Genomic DNA, 26,579 nt, shown 5'->3' on the forward strand with positions numbered 1-26,579 from the left:
AGCATCCGAAACCACTTGGATTTCGAACGCTGTTTATGCTAGCTATTGAATTAGGCCGGGAGGTCCAACTTTTGACCCGGATAAATACGGTGAGGATTCTTCAACTTATTCAACTTCTGAAGCTGTTGCCAGGTGGTACCGTGTTTGCGAGAAATGGCATACAGCGTATCCCCGGATTTCACAACATATACATGGCTATTTGCAGCTTGTGCAGTAGCCGATGCCTGCTGTGGCTTGCTAGCTTGGGACTTTGCAGGTGTCAACTTTGCGGGTGCCGATTTCACAGGTGCTGGTTTCGCAGCCGATGTGGAATCGGATTGCGGTATCTCCTGCAGAGGTGCTGGCGTCGTGGCTGGAGCAGACGGTACAGCTTGTGTGGCAGGGACAGAAGTTTTCCCGTCTGCCTTGGCTTCCTGAATACGGCCGGCCGCTTGTACTTGCAGGCTAGTAGACCCGGCCTTTTGTATATAGCGGATTAACGCTTCATCCAGCGATCCGAACATACCTGCCTGTGGATATTTAGCGAACATTGTATATTGGTCACCACCTACGGCAGTAAAATCATTGGTAGCCAGTGTATATGTTGCCTCAGGATCAAGGGCCTTGCCACCGATCAGGATGGAGTGAACACGGTTGCCTTTGGCTGCTGAGGTGTCTATTTTGAACGAGATACCGGACACTTGCGGGAAGCCCCCGCTTGGTTCCGGGTAGGAGGCTGCGCCATTTTCCAGTGCGGCCTGAAGGTCAGAGCCTTTCACTTTCAGGGTAACGATTTGGTTGCCGAAAGGCAGTACGGTGATGATGTCTCCCTTGGTAACCGTTCCTGCCTTGATGGAAGCGCGGATGCCGCCACCGTTCGTTAAAGCCACGTCTGCTCCCGAAACGTCACGCATAGCATCAGTGAGCAGGTCGCCGAGATTAGTTTCACCCGCACGTACCTTTTCGCGCGCGCCCTCCAGATCCACACTGGTTTGTGCTACAACCTCTTTAAGAATAGGTTCTTGCTCCTTCTGAATGGAGGCGATTAATGCAGCAATTTCAGCGTTGGGCTGCACGTCAGCAGCTTGAGTCGAATCGATCAGCTTCGCTTGCTTTTGGATAACCTTGCCGCCATCGACCCACAGATCCACCACACCTAGATACTTGGTGTATTCACCTGCACTAGCGATTAACGTGCCATTGTCACCGACCAGGCCTTTTTCCAGCACGGTATGGCTGTGTCCATCGATGAAAATATCAATGCCAGGCACTTCCTTCACAACCTTGAGGCTGGTGTCTTTGCTGGATGCATCTTGTCCCAGGTGACCCAGAGCAACGACGACATCTACTTTGCTGCGGATTTCGTCTACTGCCGCTTTGGCTTCAGCCGCAGGGTCGGTGAATTGAATGCCCTCCACATTTTTAGGATTGGTTTTATATGCTGTTTCAGGCGTAGTTAGGCCGATAATACCGATTTTAACGCCATCGACTTCTTTAATAGTATACGGTTGGAACAAGCGTGTTCCGTCGGTTTGCTTAATGTTGGCGCTCAGTACAGGGAACTGAATCTCTTTACTCAGCTCAACCAGATGCTTCCAGCCGTAGTTAAACTCATGGTTACCTGGAACCATTGCATCATAGCGCAGCTTGTTGATTACTTTTACGATACTCTCACCATTGACCAAAGTAGCGAAGGTCGTCCCATGAACGGTATCCCCGTCATCCAGCAGCAATGTATTGGGGTTAGCGGCGCGATATTGGTCGATGATTCCCGCCAGCTTGGCGAACCCCATTTCCTTATCGTTGGCCACTACGTGAGCATGGGTATCATTCGTATGTAGGATGGTGATGTGTTTACCGCTGACTGGAGTCATTGTTGTCCCCGTTCCCGCAGTAGTAGCTGGGTCCGCTGCTGCTGTACCGAGACATCCGAACAGAAGCGCGGCGGTCGTCAAGATCGACGAGAGTTTTTTCCATGAGTTCATGTTGTTCCTTCAACCTCCCATAAAATGAATGAATTAGAGAAACCGCTTACGTCCACATTTTATCAGATGATTGTAAAAATAACTCTTATTTTATATCAAAGCACTACATTTTTTTGAGATATCGGTTGTTAAACACACCGTCTAGTTACCTATATTGTAGAGGCAGTAATAGACAGCAACTCATAGAATAGGAACTATTGTTCTGTTTTGTGATCAAAAAAAAGGGCAGTCTCTTTGGGCAGCCCGATCCGGGGTAAATAGTGATCCAATGTTTCGTCAGCCAGCGGCGGATTGCCTGCACTCAGCAAAAGCACGGCAAAGCGATTAGCCTGCTGTTCAAATTTTCCTGGAGAAAAGTAGGAATGCTCCTCCATAAAAAAACGGCTAATGCCTTTATGCAGTCGGTCATGTCCCAATTCATGCGCACAGACGAAACGTTCCCATTCTGGTGTAAGGCCATTGTGAATGACGATAAATCTTCTGCGCAACTTGTGATAATACAACCCTTTGGTTGTGGAGCCCAGATCGCAGTATCGGATATGGATGCCTAGGGCTTTCGCAATATCGAAGGGGCAATTAGTGCGGTATTTTCGGACAAGTTGGTGAATGAGTTCCTTCATACGATCACCTACTATCCCTGATCATTGCTCGCACCGGGATCGGCGGGCTTTTTATGTTTGTTCATTTGCTTGGCTTCCCAGAACAGACCTGTCAGTACGTCCTTGATTCGTTGCCGGTCTTTTTCATCCAGCGGAATGCCATCAAACATTAATTCGTCGTCTTCCTCCAACATTTTTTTAAAATCCCGGCGGTCTTTGGAGTTTGCCCATTCTGGTACAGTAGAACGATAAAGTTCGTGTGGGTTTTGCTCTATTGAATCATCGTCCGCCCAATATCCGGCGGCCTTCATCATTTCGGTATAGGATACGCTGAGCGCGTCCGCTATTTTGCGGAGGGTGGAGGGTTTGGGCACTCCGCGCAGCCCATTTTCGATGCGGGAAATTTGTGAATTACTAATACCTGCGGCATCTGCTAATTGGTTGATGCTCAATTGCTTGTGCTCACGCTGCTGTTTTAGGTAAGTTCCGAATGCTGGCTGTTCCACAATGGAGCTCCTTTCTGCAATAGAATCATAGAATTAGCTTTATTATACCATTAGGCAAATAGTAAAAGCACGTAATATGCCAAAAGGCATAGAAAAGTAGAGCGAATATCCTGTTTTTGGGGCTATATTGCTTTTTTTCACGATGGATACCTATCCTAAATAATGTTATGTTATACTAAAGATACGAACAAAAGGGGAACAAAATGTAAACAAGTGCGTTTTTATTTGAAAATACATCATTGTCAAAAGGCATAATATAAGGAGTGTTGCTTTTCATGAGAAATAACTTACCCGAATTAGACCGTCGCAAAACGCAGAATGCATTGGAGGGTGTATTTGAGAAATACCGGATTTATAAAACAATAACCTTTATGGATCGGGAAAGCTTTATTACTGCTGGCTATACGGATCGCCCGAACGGACCCACGAATGTGACAAGCGACCCAACGGCCCGGACTGCTGTATATAATGTAGATGCTCCTGCCGCCCGCTTGGCCTATTGCCAAATGGTGGATGCCGTAGTGAGCCGCTTGAATGAACGTGAACAGTTGCTGATCCGTGAACGTTATTTAAAGGATGATGATGTGTTCGATTACAAGGTTTACAATTATGTGCTGGACCCGCCAGTCAGCAAAGATACGTATACGAAGCTTCGCACACGTGCTTTTTACAAAATGGCGCTAGCGCTGGCAGACCAAGGCGTTCTGAATCTGGCAAACTTGCAAAAGGGTGCGGATCGCAGACTGGGGTAGGTAAATGCATAGGGGTCACAACCTGTGGCTCTATTAACCTAGACAGCAAGGAGTATGAACCGCAACGGTGAATAAGAAGCATAGGTCTCAATTAAAATAGGAACGGAGGACGGATGTATTGAGAAGTGAACCAGAAATGATGAATATCCTTATAAAGTTTGCTATGAACGATAAAAGAATACGATTGGTCACGATGGAAGGATCACGTACAAACTTCAATATTCCTCCTGATTCATTTCAAGATTATGATATTTCTTACTTTGTAACAGATATGGATTCTTTCAAGGAAAGTGATCAATGGCTCCACGTGTTTGGGGATAGGCTTATGATGCAAAAACCCGAGGATATGGAACTTTTTCCATCAGAACTAGGTAACTGGTTTTCATATATCATTCTTTTTGAGGATGGAAATAAATTAGATCTGACACTGATCCCTATAAACGAGGTAGAGGATTATTTTACGAATAGCGATGGTTTAGTTGAGGTTCTGCTCGACAAGGATGTGCTGATCCAAGAGGAAGTGATCGCGAACGACCATCAATATTGGATTAAAAAGCCCACGGCAAAGGAATTTGATGATTGCTGTAATGAGTTTTGGATGGTTTCAACTTATATCGTAAAAGGATTGGCGAGAAAAGAAATCCTGTTTGCTATTGACCATTTGCACGAGATAGCACGACCTAATTTGCTGCGAATGATGGCTTGGAAGATTGGCTCAGAGCAAGGGTACACCTTTAGCGTAGGAAAAAACTATAAATTTATAAATCAGTACCTTCCTAATGAAGATTGGGAAAGTTTACTATCTAGTTACTCTGAAAATGGCTATCGAGAAATGTGGGAGTCTTTACTTACTTGCTATGCATTGTTTAGAAAATACGCTAAGGCTGTGGCCAGAAGTTTGGAGTATGAGTATCCAGATTACGATGAAGCCATCACTAGGTATACTGCAAATATTTATAATTCATTGAATTGAACGGTGTAATAACCGCCCTTTTAAAGGGCGGTTATTTTTTTGTGTGCACATCAACAATGAGATTAAACGCATTTTTAATATAAGAACAAACGTTCGCAAAATACCACCTAACTTCATCCCTAGTCTCTACTTTTATCGTCCATTTCCCCGGCAACGCATTCGTTATAAGGGTGTAAGATTATATCATCGGGAATCAAGACAAGAGGACATACCGAAGACACACACTGTCAAACGTTAGCCGGCCAATAGGGCCGGTTTTTTCATGCGGTCATCGTCTTTGTCACTTCCCGGGAATTCGATGTATAGAAAGGAGGAGTCGTGTTGCCTAAGCAAGGGATGCTGCAATGCATGAGTACAAGGCTACGCCGGCTGAGAGCATGGAAGTGGAAAAAAGCCTGGCTAAACAGCCACAGCATGCGAGCACAGGATACGCAAGGGTGGCATGCCACAGGATGAGACAAGCCTTTAAGCAAAAGCTCATTGACATTATTCCGGCGCTGCAAGGGCGTGTATACGATGTTCAACCCCCGTCGCAGACGGCAGAGGAGCCGTATGCGGTTATGGTGCTGGGCGAGGAAATCTGGAAGTCTTCCTGGGCCGGTTACCGGCAGGTTGTCCGCATCAAGCTGTACGCAGGACAAGCGGGGCTGGCGCAGGCCGATGTATGGGCGAATACCCTGATTGCCGGACTGCACCGAGCATCGGTGACAGGTAAAGGTGAGGACACGTCTGCTTTTACCGCGCACTATTTGGGCGTGCGGGATGCAGAAATGCTGGACATGGTTACGGGCAAGGCCTATAGAACGCTGCGTTTTGGCGTGTATGTGCCTGAAACAGAAGGTGGATCGGCCGCTTCAGTACCTGGTGCAGTACAGCCGGAAGAATGGCTGGCAGCACTGGTCGGCTGGACGCAGAAGCAACTGGGCGAATTATGGTCGATATACGCCGACGCATGGCCCGCACAGCCGGGAAGCCACGCGGTATTATGGCGGCTGAGCGGCTGTGAAACCCGGATGGCAGGAGCCTCCATGTATGAGCTCCGCAAACGGTTCATCGGGCATATCACTGCTCCGGTCACCACCGAAGAGAACCGCGCAGCTTCCGCGCTGGTCGAAGGCTTTGCCGCTCAAATCCAGCTTCCTCTGGAGCAGGACAAGGGCCGTTATATGTCTACGGCTGAAGCCTCAGCCGATTTGCAGGCGGATGCCATTTTAGACGGTCAGCTTCGGCTGACGCTGGTACAGCGGCGTATGCGTCCGGCTGAGGAAGCGGCATTGATTCGCAGAGTGGAAATTCATCCTATTTTGAAATGAGGTGGTCCGAGTGACCTTGGAAAGCCATGAGAAGACCCCGCTACATAGCGGGCAGGAAGCAAGTGGCCCACGCTATACGCTAGAGGAACTAAAGGAACACGCAGAACAATTATTTTCTGTAAAAGTAGAAGTGCTGGCAGGCGCCTTTTTTGGCACACAGGACAAGCTGTTTACGGTAGCAGAAGCACACACTAAAATCGAACAATTTATGAAAGCGAAGGTGGATTAATTATGGCAGGCGGAACATGGGAAAACACGAATAAACCGGTATTACCGGGTTTGTATATGAATTTTCAGGCAGCAGCAGCTTCAGCGATTCAAGGTGGATCACGTGGTACGGTCGTTGTACCCGTCAAGGCGAATTGGGGCCCTGTACGTGAGTTTGTAGAGGTGGGCAGCGAAACGGCTATTAGCCAAATCTTCTCCGGTGACAGTGAGAACGGTGCGACAGCATATTCCACGTTGTATCTGGCTTTGCTGGGCGGTCCGAAAAAACTGCTCGCTTACCGATTGGCAGATGACACGGCTGCTGAAGCGTCTGTAACACTGAAAAGCGGTGGCGAGACCCCGACCGACGTGCTGCGTTTGAAGGCTTTGTACACAGGTAGCCGCGGTAATGGTTTTGCCGTAACGGTACAGCCAACTTTGGGCGACGAGCAAGCTCGTGAGGTGCGCCTCTATGAAGGAACCAAACTGCTGGGTACGTACAAAGGCAGCGACGGTACGGCTGCTTCGATTGCCAAAGCGCTGAACGAAAACAGCGAAAACGTATGGGTGAAAGCTGAGGTTGTCGGCGAAGGCGGCATTCCAGCGGATGTCAGCGGCGTACATCTGACAGGTGGCAATAGCGGCAATAGCAAGCTGGTTAATGCCGATTACATCGCCATGCAGGAAGCATTGGAAGGACAGGAGTTTAATGTGCTGGCCCTGGATTATGCAGCCGATCTGGCTTTGCTGCAAAGCTTTGCTGCCTGGATCAAACGTGTCCGGAATGAAGGCAAAGGCGTCATCGCTGTATTCGGCGGTTCTGCGGCAGATGATGTGTCCAAAACGGCTGTCAGCTTGGCTTCTGCACGTTCTTTGGCACTGAACCATGAAGGCATCGTAAACGTGGGCACAGGCGTACGTCTGGCAGGTACGGACTACAGCTCCGCCCAAACGGCTGCCTATGTAGCCGGACTGATCGCAGGCCAACGGTTGAACCAATCCGCAACGTATGCGGTTACGCCTTTTGAGGATGTAACCCGCCGCTGGACACGTTCCGAGCAGGAACAGGCTGTCCGTAACGGGGTGTTCCTCCTGTTCTTCGATGGCCGTCAGGTCAAAGCGCTGCGTGGAATCAACAGCTTGGTGAACCCGTCTGCCGGACAAAACAATGCGTGGAAGAAAATCCGTTCCATCCGTGTCATGGATGCCATTAACGCTGACTTGCAGCGTGCAGCCGAAGAGACTTACATTGGCAAAATCAACAACACAGTAGAAGGCCGTCTGGCACTCATCGGTGCGATCAAAGAATACCTGGCACAGCTGTCGCTGAGCAACGTGATCGAGGCGGATGGCTACGATGTCATTCTCGATCCGGCTTACTACGGTGATGCGCCAGTCATCAAACCGGAGCCGGATCAAGTGTTCCTGCAATGGAATGTGAAGCTCACCGACGTGATGGAGCAGCTGTTCGGCACATTTTACGTGCAATAAATAAGCATTTTACGCGCCTAAGCATTTCGCAGGCGATCAGTAGGATTAAGGTAGCTTTTTAACAACGAGGGTTTTGTGAAATCCCGAACTATATTATGAATTATTTTGAGGAGGAAAAAGAAATGTTGGATGCTTCAAGAGTTATTTTAGGTACGTTTGGTCAGGCATATATTGATGGGGTATGGCAGACACATATTAACAAGCTGGAAGCTAGCGTGGAAATTGATAAAAGAGAATTGAATTTGGTAGGTAATACGTGGAAAGTCCATAAAAATGGAGCTAAAAAAGGTACTGGAACGATGAGTGGTTACAAAGTAACTTCTGATATGATTCGTCGCGGTTTTGAAAAATTCGATATTATTTCCAAGCTGGACGATCCCGAATCTTTTGGACATGAACGCGTTCGTTTGATTCGCTGCATGCCGGATAAAATTCAATTGGCTAACTGGACTGCAGGGGAAGAAGTGCCAGAAGAAACGACTTTCACCTTCGAAGGCTATGAGCTGCTTGATCCGATTGTAGCAAACTAACTTGGTAAACGGGGAATTGGGATGCTGTCAGGTGTCCCGTTCCCCAAATACAAATAAGGATTTTTAAAATTCTGAAATTAACAATAAGGGAGAATGACCTATGAGTTTGAATGAGAATATGACAGAAGAACAAATTTTGGACAGTCTGTTTGAAGCCGCTGAGAAACTACCGGAAGAAACGGTTCGTATCAAGCGCCTGGATATGAAAATTGTGCTGCACGGACTGACCTCTAGTAAGGTGGACAGCATTCGTGAGCGTTGCACGATTCGCCGAACCGTGAAGGGTGCTGTAGACGAAAAGGTAGATACCGAAACGTTCAACGCCTTGTTGATTTCGGAAGCTACCGGAAAGTTGGAAGTGAAGGGCCTGTCCCTTAATGGTTGGGGAGATCCCCGGATTACAAGCCGCTTGAAGCTGTCCGGTGGCGAACAGTCTGTCCGCCGTATGCTGCTGGCGGGTGAACTGGATGCAGTGGGAGATAAAGTGCTGGAACTGTCCGGTTTTGGCGTTGAGATTGCTGATCTAAAAAACTAATCAGCTCCGGGGGAATGACGACGATGCTGTACCACTTGTGGGTCCGGCACCACCTCCGTCCCGGAGACTTTTGGCGGCTTCCCCGCGGTGAGCGCATGCTGCTGCTGGCGTTTGCTGAAGAAGAACTAGATGCTCTAGCAGATAATATGTAGTAGTTAAAGGAGGTGTAGGTGTGGATGATATCTTGGATATAAGAAGTTTAAGTAGAGTTAATAAAGAATTAAAAGCTATGGATCGATACTTTGAGAGTATCCAGAAGCGGGCAAGAAATTTTGGGCTTAGTAGTTTTCAAAGACAAAAGATAGTTATTGACCAAACTACGGAGTCAGTTAAGCGACTTTCTAATGCGTTGAGTAATTTAACTTCACGTTTATATAAAATAAATCGCCTGACCCGAAATTTATCTGGAATTAAGATTGCTGTTAAATGTGTCTGTTCTAAGGATTGCTCGAAATGTAGATCAACATGTCACAGTAAGATGGGCAGTTCTAATGGGGTCAACCATTCTTTTACTAATTTACAAAAAAAGATCACGTCTCAACTTGATTTACAAAACAAAGTAAACATTAACAAGTCCTCAGCTCCTGGCGTGCCCTTAAAAACTAGCACATCTAATTCTCCCAGTAGATCTGTAATTTCTCAGAGCTCTGCGACTAAAAATACTGAAAAAGAAAAGATAGTTGTAATAAAGCCTGTTATGAATACTATGGCTTTCATTAAGAAATTTAGTAAGGTGAATGATACTGTAGAATCACTAAATAAAACTGTTAAAGCCTACAAGGCCATTACTCCATCACAAGTTGCTGCAATGCCTTCATGGTTACAAACTGCTAAAACTAAAATTGACGATGTAGTAAATCGAATTAAAACATCTACTATTTACACACGAGCAGCCTCTATGTACTCGGGTGCGCCATCTTGGGTAAAAACAGGTTTGAAGGGTGCAGGTAAAATAGCCAAAAGCGCCATTGTTGTTGCAGATATTGTATATGATGCTTCTGAAATACTCAATGCTACTGGAGAAGAAAAGTATAAACTAATAGGTGAATTTGTTGGCTCAAAAATAGGTAATATAGTAGGTAAAAGTGTAGGTGGAGCTACCGTGGCTATTCCTTATGTGGGACCAGTTATCGCTCCTATTGCCTCATTAGTTCTTGGGGCAGCAGGAGAGTGGTTAGGTGGTATAGGTGGGGGCAAAATTATGGAAAAAGTCTGGTATGCTAAAACGCATCTTAAAGGCTGGACTAAATCCTTAAATGAAGGCATTGATACTACTACCAAAGATTTTAAACAAAGTATGAATGGTTTTAATAATGAAGTGGCTAATAAAACGAATAATATAAAGACTACTGCTCCTGTAACAATTGATTCTTGGAGTAATAAAATTGTCAATTTCATTGGGAACAAAAGTGAAAGTGCTATCGGAATTGTTGAGAATATAACAGGGAAACTATCGAAAAAAATACCTTTATCTAGTGATTTGACTAATAATATAAAGGGAGCTTTTGAAAACAAGATTAATGGTGTGAGTAATCGATTAAAAGATTATGTTCCAGGGTTAGCAGAAGGGGTCAAGGAGAAAATCAACAATATTAGTGAAGGGACTAAAAATTTCTCTAATAAATTGAATAACTTTGTTCAGAAAAATGCTGACCCTTTTAAAGAAAAGGTTAAAAAAGCAACATCAAAAACAAGCGATTTCCTTCAAATGATCTTGGATTCTCCAGAGAAATTGAACTGGGAGATTTTTCAGAGTACAGAGAAAACTGCTGCTAAAAAAAGTACTCCGAATAAATATTCTCGGACTCTAGTTGCAAGTTCTAGAACATATCGTGCAAATGATAGACACAGAACGGCAGCAGTTCATTCAGTAAAGAACGCAAATAGAAATAAATCAAACATGCAAGTGAATATGCCAACAGGAGCAATTCAGGTGGCTGTTGGAGAACGTGTTAATTTTGATGCTTTGGCTTCAGAAGTAGGCAAACGCTTCGTAGCAGGATTTCGTCAAGCTATGGATAACAACAAGACAGCGAGGGCCCTAGTGTGAGTAGGAGGTGAATAGTATGGAATTTAGTTTGACGGATGGTAAGGGAAAAAAGTTTCAGTTTCCAGTAAATCCTGAGGAAGTAACGATTTCACGACAAAAGGGATTTGATACAACGACGATTTTATCCTATGGGGAGTTTGACTTTCCACAAGGGGAGAAGGTGAAGGAAATCTCCTTCTCTTCTTTTTTTCCGAAAGAATACAATCCAGCATATTGCACATATGAAGACATCCCTGATCCGCAGGAGGCCATGAACACGTTGAATGGCTTTTTGTTATCCAAGAGTCCGCTACGTTTTATCATTACGGAGACAGCTGTGAACGTACCCGTAATTGTAGCTTCTCATAATTCGACCTTTCGGGGCGGGGAATATGGGGATGTGAATTTTGATTTGTCACTGCGAACCTGGAGCGAAATGAAAGTAGCCAAAAAAGCTGGTACCGGTTCGAAGTCTGTGACAGTCAACAAAAAGCCTCGCACGGATATGAAAGAAAAAAAGAAAACTTACACGGTTAAATCGGGAGATTCCTTGTCCAAAATTGCCAAGCTGGAGCTGGGAGATAGTTCGCAATGGAACCGCATTTATCAGCTTAACAAAAAGGTCATCGGGAAAAATCCGAATGCGATTAAACCGGGGCAAAAGCTGGTGCTGTCATGAGCTATAAAGTCATTTTACAGGATAAATATGATCTTTCGCCACTTGTGGAGAACATTAATTTGAGAGATTCGCTGGAGCAAATCGCCTATCAGGGGACGGTCAATTTGGTCGTTACGTCCGATATGCCGACCATTTCTCCAGGGATGTCAATCCGGGTTAGTGGTATTCCTTATGGTAAAAAAGACTATGTTCCTTTGCTATCTCCAGCGGTGATCTGGGAAGTGGAAACCTCCAACAACGGGCTTAAACGTATGACGCTGACGCTATATGACCGTACGGTATATTTGGACAAGTCCGAGGATGAATATTTGCTCCCTGCCAAGCAGACGGCTACCCAGCGTTTTCAGAAATATGCGAGGGATTGGAAGCTGAAAATCGCTTCTTTACCAGACACAAAAAAGCAGCTCGGGCGCGCCGTATACCGGACTCAGTCCATTTATTCCATGATGCTGGGCGATCTGCGGGAGACGGCCAAGGCGGGCGGCAAGCTGTATCATCCACGTATGATTTCTTCCGGCTTGGAGCTGTACGAACTGGGCACGAACAAAGATGTATATGTTTTGGAGAAAGTGACCGATACGACACAATCCCGTACATTGGAAGGCGCAGCCACGAGAGTGAAGGTGCTGGCTACGGCGGCCAGTGAAACGGGGAAAGAGGTTCCTTCCAAGGTGATGGCGCTTGAGGAAAAGGATATTGCCAAATATGGAACACTTCAGGTGATCGTACAGGATGACGAGGTGAAATCGGGTGCGGCGGCACGTGAGTTGGCCAAAAGTAAGCTGAGAGGCATACAACAAACGATATCGGTAAATGCACCAGATATGAATACGATTCGAGCAGGAGACGCGGTAATGTTAGGGACCATGAAGCTGCTGGTGATTTCAGTAAGCAGGGAATTGGGCAACCCTGGGAGTATGTCGCTGGAGCTCGGAACGTATGACGATGTAAAAAGGAGGTTTTACCTTGAATAAGGACCCCTACGGGCATTTAGCCACTGCGCTGCAATCTTCATTTCATAAACACACCAAGCAAGCGCTGAGTGGAGTAGGTGCAGTATTAGGTACCATCACTTCCACAGGACTCAAGCTGGATGATTTTAAACATGAGCTTCAGGATTATCTGGTCGCCGAGCTGCCGGGGCTGCTATCTGTACCACGCCATATGTACAAAGGTACCTCAACATCGGTAGAATCAGAAAATTGGGAAGGCAAAGAGCTGAAAACCTCTTTTTATATCGGGGAGGATGAGCTGGAGGATGTAAATCTGAGCCTGAACAAAGGACTTAAGCCTAGGGATCGTGTACTCGCGGTGCGGGTGAATAGTGGTAACGATGTGGTGGTCGTGTGTAAGGTGGTGAATGGACGTGGCTAATTTATTTCCCGAAACAGATGATATGATCTGGACAGACATAGATGTGACCAATCCAGATGTGCTGGAGGATAACCGTGCGGTATTTGGGCGAAGCTGGAGGTTTGATTTTGAAGCTGGGGAGTTTGTAATGAGCCCTAGCCGTAAAATCGTGACTACAGGCGAGAAAGAAGCTTGGGTACAGTGGTGTGAAAAAGCCATACGCACTCCTCGCTACCGTCATGTAATCTATTCGCCTGATTATGGAAGTGAGCTGGAGGAGCTGATTGGCAGCAGCTATGGGCACGGTGTGCAAGAAAGTGAAATTAAGCGCATGGTCACAGAGGCGTTGCTAGCAGATGCACGTACGGCTAGTGTGGATCAGTTCACGTTTCGCTGGGAAGGTGAGGCATGCTATTTTAGCTGCCAGATTACGAACGTGCGGGATGAGACAGAAATTGTGGAAAGTGTGGTGATCTAATGGCAGACTTGCCGGAATATTTGGTAGACCAGACGGAAGAGGAAATTTTAAATCGAATGCTGGAAAAAGTGCCTTCGGACATCGATAAGTCCGAGGGCTCTTTTATTTGGGATGCGCAGGCGCCAGTGGCATTTATGCTTTCTGAAGCGGCAATCTGGGCGCAGGAGCTGCTGCGTCGGGGGTTTGCCAGCACAGCAGCCAGTGATAACCCGGATTTTCGCTCGCCGGAACTGGATTTGCGTACAGCAGAGCATGGAGTGACACGACGGGAAGCCGTTGCTGCATCAGGGAAGGTCAAGTTCACAGGCACAGCTGAAACAATCGTCCCGGCGGGAACGTTGGTGGCGACTCCAGCAGATGATGTATCCGGGGAAGCCTCTATTGAATATGCGACCACGGCATCGGTCACGCTGGATGAACAGGGCACCGGGGAAGCGGCCATTCGGGCGGTTAATCCTGGACGCAGCGGCAACGTGCCAGCGGGTGTCATTCAGGTGATGGCTACTCCGATTAGCGGGGTTTCCTCCGTGATCAATACGGAGGAAACCAAAAGCGGCACAGACGTTGAGAGCGACCAACTGTTGCTGGAGCGTTTTTATGCCAAGGTGCGGAACCAGGGTACAAGCGGTAACAAGGCGCAGTATACCCAGTGGGCGAATGAAATTGCTGGAGTGGGTGGCGTGGAAGTTGTTCCGCTCTGGAAAGGGCCAGGAACAGTGGGGTTATATGTGCTGGATACGGACAAACGAGCTGCCAGTCCGGATATCGTGGCTGCGGTGCAGAAGTATATTGATCCGACTCAGGATGGGCAAGGGGAAGGGCTGGCACCAGCAGGTCCCGTGGTGACGATCATGCCAGCGACAGAAGTGGAGATTAACATTTCGGTCAAGGTACAGCGCACCAAAGAGAAGCCGTCCACACTGGATGAAATCAAAAAGCTGATCGAAAACGGTGTGCGGACGTATTTGAAGCAGCTTGCTTTTTACAAGGCAGATCCGTTGGTAAGGTACACCCGGATTTCTGCTGTGCTGTTAGACATTCCAATTATTATTGATTTCTCTGAGCTGAAAATCAACGGACAGAGCAATCAGAATATTGAGATTGGATCAGGTCAGGTGGCAGTGCTGGGGACGGTGAGCGTCAGTGAGTAACAACGGAATGGACAGTTTTGAAGAGTTTTTGAATAACCCTGACGAGGGAAAACGTGTAAACCGTGATGACACCTTTGCTAACCGGTTAGCAATAGCGGGAGATACAGTAAGCCAAATGAGCAGCGAGCGGGGACGCGAGTTGCTTTCCTATTTGCCTGCCTATTATGAAACCTCACGTGTGATGCGTTCCGATATGGATGCTAAAGGAAGCGAACTGGACGCCTTGTATCTTGCAATGGATGCAACGGTGGGACAGTTTTTCGTACGTACCGCCACCTGGGGGCTGGAACGCTGGGAAATGGAGTTGGGGATCGAAACCGATCTGGGGAAGCCGTTGGATCAGCGGCGCGCAGTGGTGGAATCGAAGCTACGGGGAGCAGGAACCTTTTCAGGCAAGCTTGTCAAAAATGTAGCTGAGGCGTATGACGGAGGCACAGTAGATGTTACTTTTCACCCTGCTGAATGGGGATTTACGGTCAAATTTATGGACACCATCGGAATTCCGCCCAACGTGGAGGATCTTAAAGCAGCCATTGAGGAGATCAAACCTGCTCATATGGCGGTAGAGTATAAATTACGCTACCTGACCATTGCGGAAGTGGAGTCCATGACCCTCTATGAAAATGAACATACAACACAGGATAGATATTTAGGAGGTGGCGCATAACATGGCAAGCGAAAAAACACCGAATCTTGGTTTAAATCAAATTGACCGCACATCGCCCAAAACAACATATTTTGATCTGGAGAAGTACTTGGATGAAAACTGGCGGTCTGTAGATAAATTTGCAGGTGACGTGAATGACGGTGTGAATGAGATTAAGAAGCGTTTGAATACAACAGAGCGTAAGGCGGTAACTTTGGAACCTGGGGTACAGATTGTTCATGCGGAAAAGGCTGCGCCATTTTCGTTGACGGGGCTGAGCGGGCGTACTTTAGTGAATTTGTTGGGGCGGGCAGGCTCTTGTGACCGAATCGGCAGCCTTTTAGGTTGGGAAGCTGATCTTGCAGTTGAAACATCTAATAAGGCGCAGGGTGCAGGATCTATCAAGGTTACTGCAAAGAATGCCTCCGGTGTGTATAACGTGTATAGTACCGGATTGAAGTTTACTGGTGGAAGATACTATATCGCCCTAGCTGATGTTAAAAACATCAATGCTTCAAACAATATCTATGTAAACTTTTCAACAGGTGGTAATAAGGCCCTCAAGCAGTCAAAAGATCAAAGTCGATTCGTAACGATCTATACAAAATGTGCACCGACAAACGATACTGCGACGAACTTGGAAGTTACATCAATTTCAACAGCAACTGGCCAAGCTTTTTATGCAGACGCTATTCGTCTTTATGAGATTAGCGCTTCAGATTATGCTGCCTTAGACAGCATGACCGCTGAACAGGTAGTTACCAAATATCCATATGTGGACAGCATAATGCCTGTTCGTAATCCGTATGCGATTCGGTACGGAGAAAACCTGGCCCCGCATTCTTTTTATTCTTGGGATACTAAGGTTGGAACGCCTATTATTAAAGATGGTCAAAATGTTGTCGTTTCTTCTTCGAATATAATGATAGCATCCATCTCCCCGCTAGTTCCCGGGCAAATTTACACTGTTTCCGGTCAGTCGAGTGGGGCAACGGGCAGAATACATGTAAATTCACAAAATGAGACTGCTGTTATCGGTAATGTGACAGGTAGTGGACGTATCTCGTACACATTCACAGTTCCTGCGGGCACTAATGGTATAGTAATCCGTTTGTTAGGGACATCCACGGAAGAAATAACGCTTTCGGATATTATGCTCAACATTGGCAACACAGCCAAATCATTCAAACCACGCGAGGATTCCATGCTGGCGTTGCAAACAGACTTGTACGCCGATCCAGTTACAGGAGCTAATGCGGATACAGTGTTTGAGCGTGACGGGCAATATTCCAAGTCCAAACGATGGCAGGGGATAACGCTTGATGGCAGTAGAATCTCCAAAGTGAATAACATTGTGTCGGGAACGGGTTTTAAAGCCCTCTATCCTGTAGTAGATGGCATTAATTATGCTTACGCTGGTAACGGGGTGGGCGTGAAATTTGACGGTAAAATACTACTGTGGGGTGGGCAAGATACAACAGTAGATAGATGGGCAATAGATGGCACAGCTGGCAATTTTGCTATTTCTATTTCTGCTGCCGACAGTGGATGGGGAGACAGCTACACGCCCACAGTAGATGAGATTAAGGCGTACTTCATGGGCTGGAAGATGTACGACAGTGTAGACCCTTCCGGAGTATCCGTGTACAACCGAACGGACGGCATTAATAAAGCTTGGACACCGTTGGATAGTTTTAACGGATCTGGCTACAGTGGCGCTACCACCTCAGTACCTACGGTGACAGCGGACAAAAGTGGGGTAGCGTACACGCGTAAGACCTCGTGGACACCTTACCAACTCGTTTATCAACTTGCGACGCCTACCGTGGAGCCTATTGTATCCGAGGGACAACTAAGTTTTGTAGAGGGAGATAATCAGATTGAAGTAGGTACGGGGATTGTATTGCGTGAAAACTCTGGTATTAACACAATCGCGGGTGCTTATGCCTATATTAACGCGGAATACCCATTAAAATACAAACCAAGAAATATCGTTGCTGTATACAGGAATGGTAAAAAAGATTCACGATGGGAAGTCATTATCAGACAAGGATCAGATGTATTCTCACCAATAGGCGTAGCATTCGCGCGGTTAGTTGTGGGGCTATATGATCCAACGGATAGCTTTTCGACAACCTACTTTATGACAGCTGACTCACCGTCCGCACCATTCACAGGTAGTTACGCTGCCAATGAAAAGACGCTGCTGACGGACTTGGTGGACAGTGTGCAGAAAAACACAGAGCGTGTGTCGGTACTGGAGAACAAGAAGGCTGACAAAGATAATCCTGCGTGGATTACGCCTACTTTGCTTAATGGATGGGTGCCGTACGATGTTCAGACAGGTACAGGATACCGGACAGCACAATATTATAAAGATAGCTCCAATCGCGTTCATATGCGAGGTTTGATAAACAGCGGTGCGAAAACAGTAGGAACAGTCTTGTTTAAGCTTCCGCAAGGATACAGACCAGAGTTTGCAGTAACCTTTATAGTAGCTATGGCCTATGCAAACACTACTGCAACTTATCATTCGAGAGTAACGGTTTTGCGTACAGGTGATGTGATCCTGGCTGCTGATCTTACGGGTGGTACTGATCCGTACTGGATACAACTATTTGGTATATCTTTTTTAGCTACACAATAAGGAGGTCACGCCATGAAAGCAGTACCTAAAGTAAATACAAACGGCCTCTATCTTGAGGACGAGCTGGTGGACGATACCTTTTCAGGTATCGTCCCTTTTTATACTCCATTTTCACCTACGCTATCTGATACAAACCAGCAACTAGCCACCCATCGGCTTGCTGACAGTAGTTCTAGTACCACAGATGGAACAAGTTCAGAAAGCATCCCTGCTGGTTATACAGTGGGGATTCCAGTGCCATCTGGTCTATACCATCCTCGTTTTGACATCCAAGGCTGGCTGACCTATGAAGCGGAATATAATCAAAAGCTGATGGAAGCACAAAAAGCCTTTGATCAGTTGAACAACGAATCCCAAGTTTTATTTCAGAAGCAGCATGATGAATGGCGAAGCAAGCCGGAAAACGAACGTGGAGACGAACCTGTATATTCTGCTCAGACATTCACGGCTCCAGAACGAAGAGAGCCGACGACATTCTGGAATGAAGGGTTGAGTGAGGAAGCAATTAAGGAACTGGCACAAATAGCAGGGCAACAGCCAAGCGAGACAGATCAACTGAAGCAGCGGATTGCAGATCTCGAAGTGACGTTGACCCAGCTCATGCTTGGTAACACATGAAAATAACGTGTACTGACGATGATATGTAACAACAATCTTTATAAAAAGAGGTGAAGTCATAACCATGGCAGCTTTAACAGAGGCTCAAATACGTATTTGTGCTCATGCTTGCATCACCCGCTATGATCGGGGAGAAGGCCATGTAGCAGCTATTATTGGAAACTATGCTTTAAATGAAGAACAACGTAAACAAGTGTTTGGAATGATTTTATCCAATCGCTCTGATCTGGTGTTGGATAACATAGAGGATTCGCCATCTATGGAGGTTTCGAGTGCACAGCGAGAAACGGTTAAATGGTATAGCTCAATTTTCCGTAAGAAGACAGTATAAGTACAGAGCAAAAAATGCCTGTACTCAAAGGAGGAGTGAGCATGTATGAAAGAGTGTTTTTAGTTTTGATGAGTTTCTCCAGGCTGAAAATGAAAAGACAAAGCAAACCTTTTATAAACATTCAGCCCGATCAGGTGGCAGAGCTGGGGATGGTGAGTATGGATGGGTATTGATGAAAAAAAGGAATCTGTTATCCAAGATATAACCGGAGAATTCAAAAATCGAATGTTCAGTTCGCGGGGACAAAAGCTATTCTCCTATCTGCCAGCCTATTATGAAACCTCTCGTGTAATGCATGTCGATATGGATGTAAAGGGTAGCGAACTAGATGTTCTATATCTTGCTTTGGATGATACATTAGCCCAATTTTTTGTTCGCACCGCCACTTGGGCGCTGGAAAGCTGGGAGATGGAGTTAGGTATCCCGATCAATTTGGAAAAGCCGTTGGAACAGCGACGTTCTGTCGTGGAGTCGAAACTCCGTGGGAGTGGTAAATTTTCAGGCAATTTAATACGGAAAATCATGAACTCTTTTGGTGTGGAAGGGGAAGTAGACTTTCATCCGACGGAATATAAGTTTGGTATAAGCTTTGAAAACCATATCCCCGAAAATATGATTGATTTCAAAAAGATTATCGAGGATATTAAGCCTGCTCATCTTGCTTTTTATATGAATAATAAAACTAGGCTTGCATTTCTTCATGAGAATCTAATGGTTTCTCGTATTCGATTACGTTCGCGAGTTCGCTTTTTTGGTGGGAAGCCATGGTATCTAGATGGTGTCGAGTTACTGAACGGAATAGCCTCTTTGTCTGGGTGGACAGAGGAACCTATGCGTTATGTGAACCGTATGAAATTAGTCACCAAATATCAAGTGATTCATCATCAGGAAGGCAACGTGAAAATTCGAAACCATTATTGGAAGTTAGATGGAAGTAGGAAGCTGGATGGAAGTCAGATGTTAAGCTCAACGGAGAAAGTCATTTCAATTTAAACAAACTAGCTTTTACTTTTAAAATAGAAAGGATGATAAGTGTGGCAGAACAAGTTCTGACAGTTACAACTGCTTACGCAAGGGAACAAATGGCACATGCCCGCGCTGAGGGAGGAACGCTGACAAAAGTGATAAAGATGGCGTTTGGTAGCGGAGGCGTAGATCAAGCGGGGAAACCACTGCCTTTGGACGGAGCAGAACAGGCCTTGAAAAAGGAATTGATCCAAAAGGAAATTACTAGTTTTGAATTCATTGCGCCTGCGACGATCCGTTATATTTGTTCACTAGCAGAAAATGAACTGGCGGGTGAGACGATTAATGAGCTTGCGCTGGTAGACTCGACGGGTAAGCTGACAGCTGTTCGTACAATGACTAATAAAGTGAAAGATAGTGATATGGAATTTGTATTCGAAATTGATGACATTTATTAAGGAGGATGAAGAAGTATGAGTATACAACAACCACGCAGATTTGTTACTACTGATCAGGGACATGCGGACGTTCTGAATGTCCCCATTGATACTCTTTACGCAAACGATCAGGGATTGGCCGCACAGGTTGAAAATATTAAAAAGGATCCGGCTGGAAACGGGGTTGCTTCTAAGGAAGCGTTAGACAGCCATGCCAGTAATACAGATCTCCACGTTACGGCAGCCAAACAAGCGGCATGGAGTGCAGCTGAGGGAAATGCCAAAAAGTATACAGAGCAATATGCAGCACCAAAGCAGCATAGTCATCCGGCATCAGATTTGCCTTCTGCATCAACACAGGCGAGAGGGATTGTGCAGCTTAATACCTCTACCAGCAGCACAGCTACAGATCAGGCAGCTACGCCGAGTGCGGTAAAGGCAATGGGCGATGAATTAAGACAACTTATAAACAATATAAAGGAGGCTGGTTCTGTGAAAAGTGTACAAAGGTTAGTTGTATCTCTAGAAGCAGGTGTTAAAGAACTTGTTGTCAATATTAACCCAGTTAACTCAAGTAAAACCATGTTGTCTCATTTAGGTGCACAAGGTTACTCAACTGATGATGGATTACTTGCCATGTTAAGTTTGATTAGCTCTAATCAAGTTAAGGTTACTCTTACGAATATTTATGATAATGCTAGTCATAATGTTAGTTTCGAAGTGATTGAATTTAATTAGGAGGCTTGGTCATGTTATATGCTTATGCGGATTTAAATAATCGCATTTATGCTGTTTTAGAAGCTGCAGCCAGCCCAGATCATGAACATACAATACTTGTTTCTTCACGGGATGTTTTAGGAAAAAATATAATCCAGAAACTCATGAATTTGAAGATATACCGGTACTAAGGAATCCAAGAAAATTATCAGAACTGGATTAATTGAAGGCACAGATTGAGGAAGTTCAGACCCAAAATGCTGTACTGAGGCAAGCGGATTTGGACAATAAAAAATCTATAGTAAAACTGATTCAGATGATTATGGGCAAAAGTGATAATTTACGAGCAATTGAAATCCTTTAGAGTCACTGGTACTTAATGCAAAGGAGGTAAGTCAAGTGGATGAAAATATAAAAAACCTTTTGTAACTGTATTCTTTCATCTTGTTCAATCTGGTCGTCGTTCAATTGATAATGTGTCAGTAGTGCTCCAAGACATGGTTAAGGCGAATTTGGATTTAGCTAAAAATAAAAAAGTATAAAAAATGCCCACGCACAGCGTGTTTTTTTATGCCCTTGGATCAACCAAGGGCATTCACTTTACACCTAGGTTCAAAAGGGGGAACAAACATGCATGAAAAGATCGATCAGATTTGGCTGGGGTTTTCCACGGGGACCTTGATCGGTTATTTTTTCGGGGGGTGGACCACAATGTTGACGTTGCTGTGGTGGATGGTCGTGATCGACTTTTTCACCGGATGGGCAGCGGCCTGGATCAATGGAGAGCTGAAAAGCCGCCAGGGGTATTATGGTATTTTTCGCAAGGTTACCGTATTTTTGCTCATTACGGTAGCCCATCTAATCGACGGTATTCTCGGGGATGCACACTATTTCCGGGATGCCGTCGTTTTCTTTTATTTAGCGAACGAGCTGTTGTCTATTATAGAAAATGTGGGCAGAATGGGAGTGCCGATGCCGGATATTTTGCGGAATGCGGTCGCCATTTTTGAGTCCAAGTCGAGTGGGGAAAAAATAAAGCCAACCGATCCTTCTGACAAGCAAAATAAAGCTTTATAAAGTGCTGACTGTTGCCATTACAAAAAAGGAAGACTACCTTATCGCCCTTTTTCGGCGTAAAAGTGGAAAAGCCTAAACCGTTTCCTTGGTCCAAGCATATATAACAGATACAGAGTGCTACAACATTATGAATGACAAGGAGGGAGCGCCTTATGCAAAATCGCATCCCTAATGCTGCCGAAGGCATTGACGTGTCCCGATATCAGGGAACGATTGATTGGAAACGCGTACGAGCCGATGGTAAATCGTTTGCATTTATTAAAGCAAGTCAAGGACAGCGTTACGTTGATCCAACATTTATCACGAATGCAAAAGGGATCAAGGCAGCCGGGCTTCTGCTGGGAGCTTACCATTTTGTAGATGCAACCAGTGTAAATACAGCCAAAGCGGAAGCCAGACATTTCGCCGAGGTACTGGATCAGGTAGGGGGTGCGAAAGCGCTAGACTTGCCAGCGGTCATGGATTATGAAAACAATCCGGGAGGGCTTAGCTCAGCTGCAATTCATGAGATTGCACTGGCATTTTTGACGGAATTTGAACGAGTTAGCGGCCGCAAGCCGATGGTATATACGGGCAATGCTTTTGCTGCCCATTTTAAAGTCCCGTTGGGTAGTTATAAGCTATGGATTGCGCGATACAGTAGTACACGAGTGCCCAGTGATACCACACCATGGAAGAGCTGGGACTTCTGGCAATACAGCGATAATGGACGGGTTGAAGGCATTCAAGGACCAGTTGATCTGAATGTATATGCTGGAACAGAGGCCGAGCTACGACAAGCATTTGCAGGAGAAGAGGGGGAAGAGCCAATGACAGCAGAGGAAAAAGCGGTATTTAAGGCCCTACAGCAGCAGGTGGCCGCCCTTGAAAACAGCAGAGATGTGCTCAAGCAAACATTAAATGAACAGAGTGCTTATATTAAAAAGGTGGATCAGCGAGTAGCTGAACTGGAGGCACATCAGGCTATGCCTGTACCGGCCTGGGCCAAGGAAGCGATGGCTGCTGCTGTTGCAGTTAATCCGGCAAGCCTGATTGTGGATACGAAACTGCCAAGCAGTTATGATTTTTATCGTTTGCTGGTCGTGTTGAACCGTCTAGGTGTGTTTAAAACCACCAAGTAATTTACTAGAGCGCTTTAAAAGTGTGAATCATTGGGTGAAAATGTAGCATATCTACCAGCTGGACCGAGCTGCGACGGCCCCTGTATGTTTCTTTATTTTAGAACATAGCTGGGAGTTGGGATTTAAAGGATGGAAGCGGTGTTGTAAGAGGCAGATGTTTACCTATAAAGTTTCTGTGCATTTTTTCATCGAAAAAGGAGTCAGGCCGTGTCTGTAGGTTCAGTGATGAATGCTTCTTTGAGAAAGATCTACTCCTGCTTGTAGGTTTACGACCACAAGCAGGAGTTTTATTTGATATGAACGTGTAAGTTGATTTGTGATGTTAATTAACATGATGCATAAAAACATTTCGTAATGTATGAAGAACCCCCTTGTCTGCTTCCAAATTTTATAGTAAAGTATCCAATAATCAACTTATTTTGAAACAAGTATTCACTATCTGTGAGTATATATCACACATTCTCCATAATCTAACATAATCCTCTCTTTTATGACATTACATCTATTCAATTTTCCTACTACATCTCTTACATACACCACTAGATTATGAGTGCTTCTGCCAGTATTTTACGATAAAAGCCTGTCCAGAACCCCCATACTTTCCCTACTACTACACCTATTGGATGAACTCTGAACTTGGGACTACAGCTTGAGGACAAGCTTGTCATGCCAATCCAAAGGAATTGGTATTCATCCGGTATCAACGAATTAACAATATATAAGGTGTGAAAGGGGTTCGCTGCATGAGCAAAAAGTACGTAAAACACAAGATCTGGACCGTACTGCTGGTACTTGCGCTAGGAACTGTTTTGGTGCTTTCCGGTTGTGGGGGATCAGGTGAAGGAGCAAAACCAGAAGCAGGACAACCGCCAGGTGGAGCGGGAGAAGGCGCGCAAGACACGTTGATCTATGGGCGTGGCGGAGATTCCGTGGCATTAGATCCTGCCATTGTGACTGAAAGCGAGTCGTTAAAAATCGGAATACAGGTGTTCGATACACTACTGGAATACAAGGAAAGTACCACGGAGATTCAGCCGGGGCTCGCAGAGAGCTGGGAAGTATCACCGGACGGACTTGTCTATACGTTCAAGCTGCGTCAGGGCGTAAAATTCCATGACGGAAGTGACTTTAACGCAGAAGCAGTTGTATTTAACTTTGACCGCTGGGTTGATCCAAAAAGTCCATACAAATTTGAGGGTGACTCGTTTGACTATTATGATTCTATGTTTGGGCCTGATGGAAGCAGAGTGATTAAGGAGGTTAAAGCGGTGGATGCGAATACCGTCCAGTTTACACTGAACAAGCCGCAGGCTCCTTTTTTACAAAATATCGCTATGCCATCCTTTAGTATTGCAAGTCCCAAGGCTATTAAGGAGAAAAAGGCTGATTTTAAAAATAATCCGGTCGGCACAGGGCCGTTTGTATTTAAGGAATGGAAACGTAACGATACGATCACCTTGGAAAAGAATCCTACTTATTGGAAAGAAGGACAGCCAAAGCTAGCTAAGGTCATCGTTCGTTCCATTCCAGACAACACTGCGCGATTTAATGCTCTGCAAAACGGGGAAATTGACCTGATGGAAGATTTGAATCCGGATGATGCGAAGCAGTTAGAAGGTAACAGCGAGTTGGTAAAAATCGAACGTCCCTCCTTTAATGTGGCATACATTGGATTTAATTTAAAGAAAAAGACATTTAGTAATCCCAAGGTACGGCAAGCACTGAATCACGCAGTGAACAAACAGGCCATTATTGATGCATTGTTTGCGGGCGAGGCCAAGCCTGCGGTCAATCCGATGCCGCCTACGTTATGGGGATATGACGAAAGCATTCAGGACTACACTTATGATCTAAATAAGGCTAAATCTTTGCTAGCGGAAGCGGGTTTTCCTAACGGACTTCCAGAGCCGTTAACCTTCTATGCAATGCCTGTATCTCGCCCATACATGCCTGACGGCAAAAAGGTAGCAGAGGCCATTCAAGCTGATTTTGAAAAAATAGGAGTCAAAGTCAACATTCAATCTCCAGAATGGGCTACGTATCTGGATGATCTTAAAGCTGGAGAGAAGGATGATCTGTACATGTTGGGATGGAATGGGGATAATGGCGACCCGGATAATTTCCTTTACACATTGCTCGACAAGGACACGATCCCAGGCAATAACCGCAGTTTTTATGTGAATGAGGAACTTCACAAAATACTGGTAAAGGCGCAGGTTGAGGTTGATCAAGATAAGCGTGCGGAATTGTATAAACAAGCACAAGTCATTATTAAACAAGATGCACCTTGGATTCCCTTGGTTCACAGCACGCCGTTGATGGCAGGCAAAGCCAATCTTAAGGGTTTTGTACCTTGTCCGGCAGGTATTGAAGCGTACGGTAATATTTATTTTGAATAGCCCAAACGCAAGTAGGCGGTGAATAGCATATGAACTCATATATTGTAAAAAGGCTGGCCATATTGATTCCCGTATTGCTGGGGATGACGCTTATCGTGTTTTCGATTATTCATGCTATTCCCGGTGATCCGGCGGAAACAATACTGGGGGACAAGGCCACGGAACAGTCCAAACAGGCGCTGCGTGAGCAATTAGGGCTGGACAAGCCGTGGTTACAGCAATATGGGACCTATCTAAGTGAGCTGGCACGAGGGGACTTGGGCGATTCCATTCGCACCCGGCAGCCGATTGCCCGGGAAATGGTCCCTTATCTGGCGGCTACGCTAGAGTTGACGGTAGCAAGCATGTTTTTTGCCGTTGTCGTGGGTATGAATGCAGGCATCGTAAGTGCCTGGAAGCGTAACTCTTGGTTTGACTATGTCAGCATGGTCATTGCCCTGGTCGGAGTATCGATGCCGATTTTTTGGCTGGGCTTGATGGAGCAGTGGATCTTTGCTAATAAGCTGCATTGGCTCCCTTCCATTGGACGTATGAATTCTCGTGATCCGGTGGAAGCTGTGACACATTTAGCCGTGATTGATGCGGTCATAGGTGGACGTATGGATCAGGTATGGACCGTCATCAAGCATTTGATCCTGCCCAGTATCGCACTGGGAACGATTCCAATGGCGGTCATAGCGCGTATTACCCGTTCCAGCATGCTGGAGGTGATGGATGCGGACTATATCCGCACGGCTCGGGCGAAGGGGCTGGCATCTTTTCAAGTCGTGTACAAACATGCGCTTAAAAATGCTGCGATCCCTGTGCTTACTGTCATTGGTCTTCAGACCGGATCGTTACTGGGAGGCGCCGTACTGACAGAGACCATATTTGCCTGGCCCGGCATCGGACGGTACATTTTTGAAGCGATCAGCTCGCGTGACTATCCGGTTATCCAAAGCGGAATTCTAATCATTGCGTTCCTGTTCGTCATCATTAATCTGATTGTCGATTTGCTGTACGCTGTTCTCGACCGGCGTATTCGTTATCAGTAATCAAGTCGTCAATTGGTCAAGGGGGA

30 protein-coding genes are annotated in these 26,579 nt (G+C 45.8%); 27 read left to right on the forward strand and 3 right to left on the reverse strand.

Annotation, left to right across the window (positions count from 1 at the left end; genetic code table 11):
* Nucleotides 1-50 precede the first annotated feature (50 nt).
* The 3 genes from G9G57_RS06715 to G9G57_RS06725 form a co-directional block, all read right to left on the reverse strand.
* Nucleotides 51-1,964 (reverse strand): 5'-nucleotidase C-terminal domain-containing protein, encoded by a 1,914-nt coding sequence (locus G9G57_RS06715; protein ID WP_164964687.1) that lies wholly within the window; start codon nt 1,962-1,964, stop codon nt 51-53.
* A 194-nt stretch (nt 1,965-2,158) separates the two neighbouring features.
* On the reverse strand, nt 2,159-2,584 hold the full coding sequence (locus G9G57_RS06720; protein WP_017426406.1) for an ImmA/IrrE family metallo-endopeptidase: 426 nt from the start codon (nt 2,582-2,584) through the stop codon (nt 2,159-2,161).
* Nucleotides 2,585-2,595: 11 nt separating this feature from the next.
* On the reverse strand, nt 2,596-3,069 hold the full coding sequence (locus G9G57_RS06725; protein WP_017426407.1) for a helix-turn-helix domain-containing protein: 474 nt from the start codon (nt 3,067-3,069) through the stop codon (nt 2,596-2,598).
* Nucleotides 3,070-3,344: 275 nt separating this feature from the next.
* Between G9G57_RS06725 and G9G57_RS06730 the strand changes: the two genes are divergently transcribed.
* The 27 genes from G9G57_RS06730 to G9G57_RS06850 all read left to right on the forward strand — a co-directional run bounded on the left by G9G57_RS06730 (nt 3,345) and on the right by G9G57_RS06850 (nt 26,553).
* Entirely contained in the window at nt 3,345-3,821 is a 477-nt protein-coding gene (locus tag G9G57_RS06730) for an ArpU family phage packaging/lysis transcriptional regulator (protein WP_017426408.1), read from the forward strand.
* Nucleotides 3,822-3,939: 118 nt separating this feature from the next.
* Entirely contained in the window at nt 3,940-4,794 is an 855-nt protein-coding gene (gene ant(6) / locus G9G57_RS06735; RefSeq protein WP_019686365.1) for an aminoglycoside 6-adenylyltransferase, read from the forward strand.
* Between the two features lie 344 nt (nt 4,795-5,138).
* The gene (locus G9G57_RS06740) at nt 5,139-6,107 is read left to right on the forward strand and encodes a hypothetical protein (RefSeq protein ID WP_164964688.1); all 969 of its coding nucleotides are present in this window, start codon (nt 5,139-5,141) and stop codon (nt 6,105-6,107) included.
* Nucleotides 6,108-6,117: 10 nt separating this feature from the next.
* A complete protein-coding gene (locus tag G9G57_RS06745; RefSeq protein ID WP_016821321.1) occupies nt 6,118-6,336 on the forward strand; it encodes a hypothetical protein in 219 nt (72 codons plus the stop codon).
* Nucleotides 6,337-6,338: 2 nt separating this feature from the next.
* Nucleotides 6,339-7,805 carry a phage tail sheath family protein gene (locus G9G57_RS06750; RefSeq protein ID WP_017426412.1) on the forward strand — a complete coding sequence of 489 codons (1,467 nt, stop codon included), beginning with the start codon at nt 6,339-6,341 and terminating at the stop codon, nt 7,803-7,805.
* Between the two features lie 122 nt (nt 7,806-7,927).
* Nucleotides 7,928-8,335 (forward strand): phage tail tube protein, encoded by a 408-nt coding sequence (locus G9G57_RS06755; protein ID WP_013369776.1) that lies wholly within the window; start codon nt 7,928-7,930, stop codon nt 8,333-8,335.
* Nucleotides 8,336-8,435: 100 nt separating this feature from the next.
* Nucleotides 8,436-8,870, forward strand: coding sequence for a phage tail assembly chaperone (locus G9G57_RS06760; RefSeq protein ID WP_007429164.1), 435 nt, complete (start codon nt 8,436-8,438; stop codon nt 8,868-8,870).
* 23 nt (nt 8,871-8,893) lie between these two features.
* Entirely contained in the window at nt 8,894-9,022 is a 129-nt protein-coding gene (locus G9G57_RS26190; protein ID WP_013369777.1) for a hypothetical protein, read from the forward strand.
* A gap of 20 nt (nt 9,023-9,042) precedes the next feature.
* Entirely contained in the window at nt 9,043-10,920 is a 1,878-nt protein-coding gene (locus tag G9G57_RS06765) for a transcriptional regulator (protein ID WP_164964689.1), read from the forward strand.
* Between the two features lie 16 nt (nt 10,921-10,936).
* On the forward strand, nt 10,937-11,578 hold the full coding sequence (locus G9G57_RS06770) for a LysM peptidoglycan-binding domain-containing protein (RefSeq protein WP_164964690.1): 642 nt from the start codon (nt 10,937-10,939) through the stop codon (nt 11,576-11,578).
* Nucleotides 11,575-12,552 carry an XkdQ/YqbQ family protein gene (locus tag G9G57_RS06775; RefSeq protein ID WP_164964691.1) on the forward strand — a complete coding sequence of 326 codons (978 nt, stop codon included), beginning with the start codon at nt 11,575-11,577 and terminating at the stop codon, nt 12,550-12,552. Before G9G57_RS06770 ends, G9G57_RS06775 begins: the two co-directional genes overlap by 4 nt.
* Complete coding sequence (locus G9G57_RS06780; protein WP_164964692.1) at nt 12,545-12,952, forward strand: hypothetical protein; 408 nt, start codon at nt 12,545-12,547, stop codon at nt 12,950-12,952. The genes G9G57_RS06775 and G9G57_RS06780 overlap by 8 nt, the downstream gene beginning before the upstream one ends.
* On the forward strand, nt 12,939-13,409 hold the full coding sequence (locus tag G9G57_RS06785) for a DUF2634 domain-containing protein (RefSeq protein ID WP_164964693.1): 471 nt from the start codon (nt 12,939-12,941) through the stop codon (nt 13,407-13,409). The genes G9G57_RS06780 and G9G57_RS06785 overlap by 14 nt, the downstream gene beginning before the upstream one ends.
* The gene (locus tag G9G57_RS06790; RefSeq protein ID WP_164964694.1) at nt 13,409-14,560 is read left to right on the forward strand and encodes a baseplate J/gp47 family protein; all 1,152 of its coding nucleotides are present in this window, start codon (nt 13,409-13,411) and stop codon (nt 14,558-14,560) included. Before G9G57_RS06785 ends, G9G57_RS06790 begins: the two co-directional genes overlap by 1 nt.
* Nucleotides 14,553-15,227 (forward strand): YmfQ family protein, encoded by a 675-nt coding sequence (locus G9G57_RS06795; protein ID WP_017426419.1) that lies wholly within the window; start codon nt 14,553-14,555, stop codon nt 15,225-15,227. The genes G9G57_RS06790 and G9G57_RS06795 overlap by 8 nt, the downstream gene beginning before the upstream one ends.
* Before the next feature lies 1 nt (nt 15,228).
* On the forward strand, nt 15,229-17,853 hold the full coding sequence (locus tag G9G57_RS06800) for a hypothetical protein (RefSeq protein ID WP_164964695.1): 2,625 nt from the start codon (nt 15,229-15,231) through the stop codon (nt 17,851-17,853).
* A 12-nt stretch (nt 17,854-17,865) separates the two neighbouring features.
* Nucleotides 17,866-18,471 (forward strand): hypothetical protein, encoded by a 606-nt coding sequence (locus tag G9G57_RS06805; protein ID WP_164964696.1) that lies wholly within the window; start codon nt 17,866-17,868, stop codon nt 18,469-18,471.
* Nucleotides 18,472-18,535: 64 nt separating this feature from the next.
* A complete protein-coding gene (locus tag G9G57_RS06810; RefSeq protein ID WP_142611622.1) occupies nt 18,536-18,802 on the forward strand; it encodes a hypothetical protein in 267 nt (88 codons plus the stop codon).
* Nucleotides 18,803-18,843: 41 nt separating this feature from the next.
* Complete coding sequence (locus tag G9G57_RS26195) at nt 18,844-18,975, forward strand: hypothetical protein (RefSeq protein ID WP_274597694.1); 132 nt, start codon at nt 18,844-18,846, stop codon at nt 18,973-18,975.
* A 52-nt stretch (nt 18,976-19,027) separates the two neighbouring features.
* Complete coding sequence (locus G9G57_RS06815) at nt 19,028-19,795, forward strand: putative phage tail protein (RefSeq protein WP_414004399.1); 768 nt, start codon at nt 19,028-19,030, stop codon at nt 19,793-19,795.
* A gap of 41 nt (nt 19,796-19,836) precedes the next feature.
* The gene (locus tag G9G57_RS06820) at nt 19,837-20,226 is read left to right on the forward strand and encodes a phage tail-collar fiber domain-containing protein (RefSeq protein WP_164964698.1); all 390 of its coding nucleotides are present in this window, start codon (nt 19,837-19,839) and stop codon (nt 20,224-20,226) included.
* Nucleotides 20,227-20,241: 15 nt separating this feature from the next.
* Nucleotides 20,242-20,943: a phage tail protein gene (locus G9G57_RS25805; RefSeq protein WP_238799268.1), complete on the forward strand. Its 702-nt coding sequence runs from the start codon at nt 20,242-20,244 to the stop codon at nt 20,941-20,943.
* Nucleotides 20,944-20,954: 11 nt separating this feature from the next.
* Entirely contained in the window at nt 20,955-21,113 is a 159-nt protein-coding gene (locus tag G9G57_RS06830) for a hypothetical protein (protein ID WP_164964699.1), read from the forward strand.
* Between the two features lie 439 nt (nt 21,114-21,552).
* On the forward strand, nt 21,553-21,999 hold the full coding sequence (locus G9G57_RS06835) for a phage holin family protein (RefSeq protein WP_016821295.1): 447 nt from the start codon (nt 21,553-21,555) through the stop codon (nt 21,997-21,999).
* 152 nt (nt 22,000-22,151) lie between these two features.
* On the forward strand, nt 22,152-23,120 hold the full coding sequence (locus tag G9G57_RS06840; RefSeq protein ID WP_164964700.1) for a glycoside hydrolase family 25 protein: 969 nt from the start codon (nt 22,152-22,154) through the stop codon (nt 23,118-23,120).
* A gap of 743 nt (nt 23,121-23,863) precedes the next feature.
* Nucleotides 23,864-25,519 (forward strand): ABC transporter substrate-binding protein, encoded by a 1,656-nt coding sequence (locus tag G9G57_RS06845; RefSeq protein ID WP_016821272.1) that lies wholly within the window; start codon nt 23,864-23,866, stop codon nt 25,517-25,519.
* Nucleotides 25,520-25,548: 29 nt separating this feature from the next.
* Nucleotides 25,549-26,553, forward strand: a complete 1,005-nt coding sequence (locus tag G9G57_RS06850; RefSeq protein WP_017426444.1) for an ABC transporter permease — start codon at nt 25,549-25,551, stop codon at nt 26,551-26,553.
* Nucleotides 26,554-26,579: the final 26 nt, after the last annotated feature.

Source organism: Paenibacillus sp. EKM211P (assembly GCF_011066175.1).
In the GTDB taxonomy this organism is placed as follows: domain Bacteria; phylum Bacillota; class Bacilli; order Paenibacillales; family Paenibacillaceae; genus Paenibacillus; species Paenibacillus polymyxa.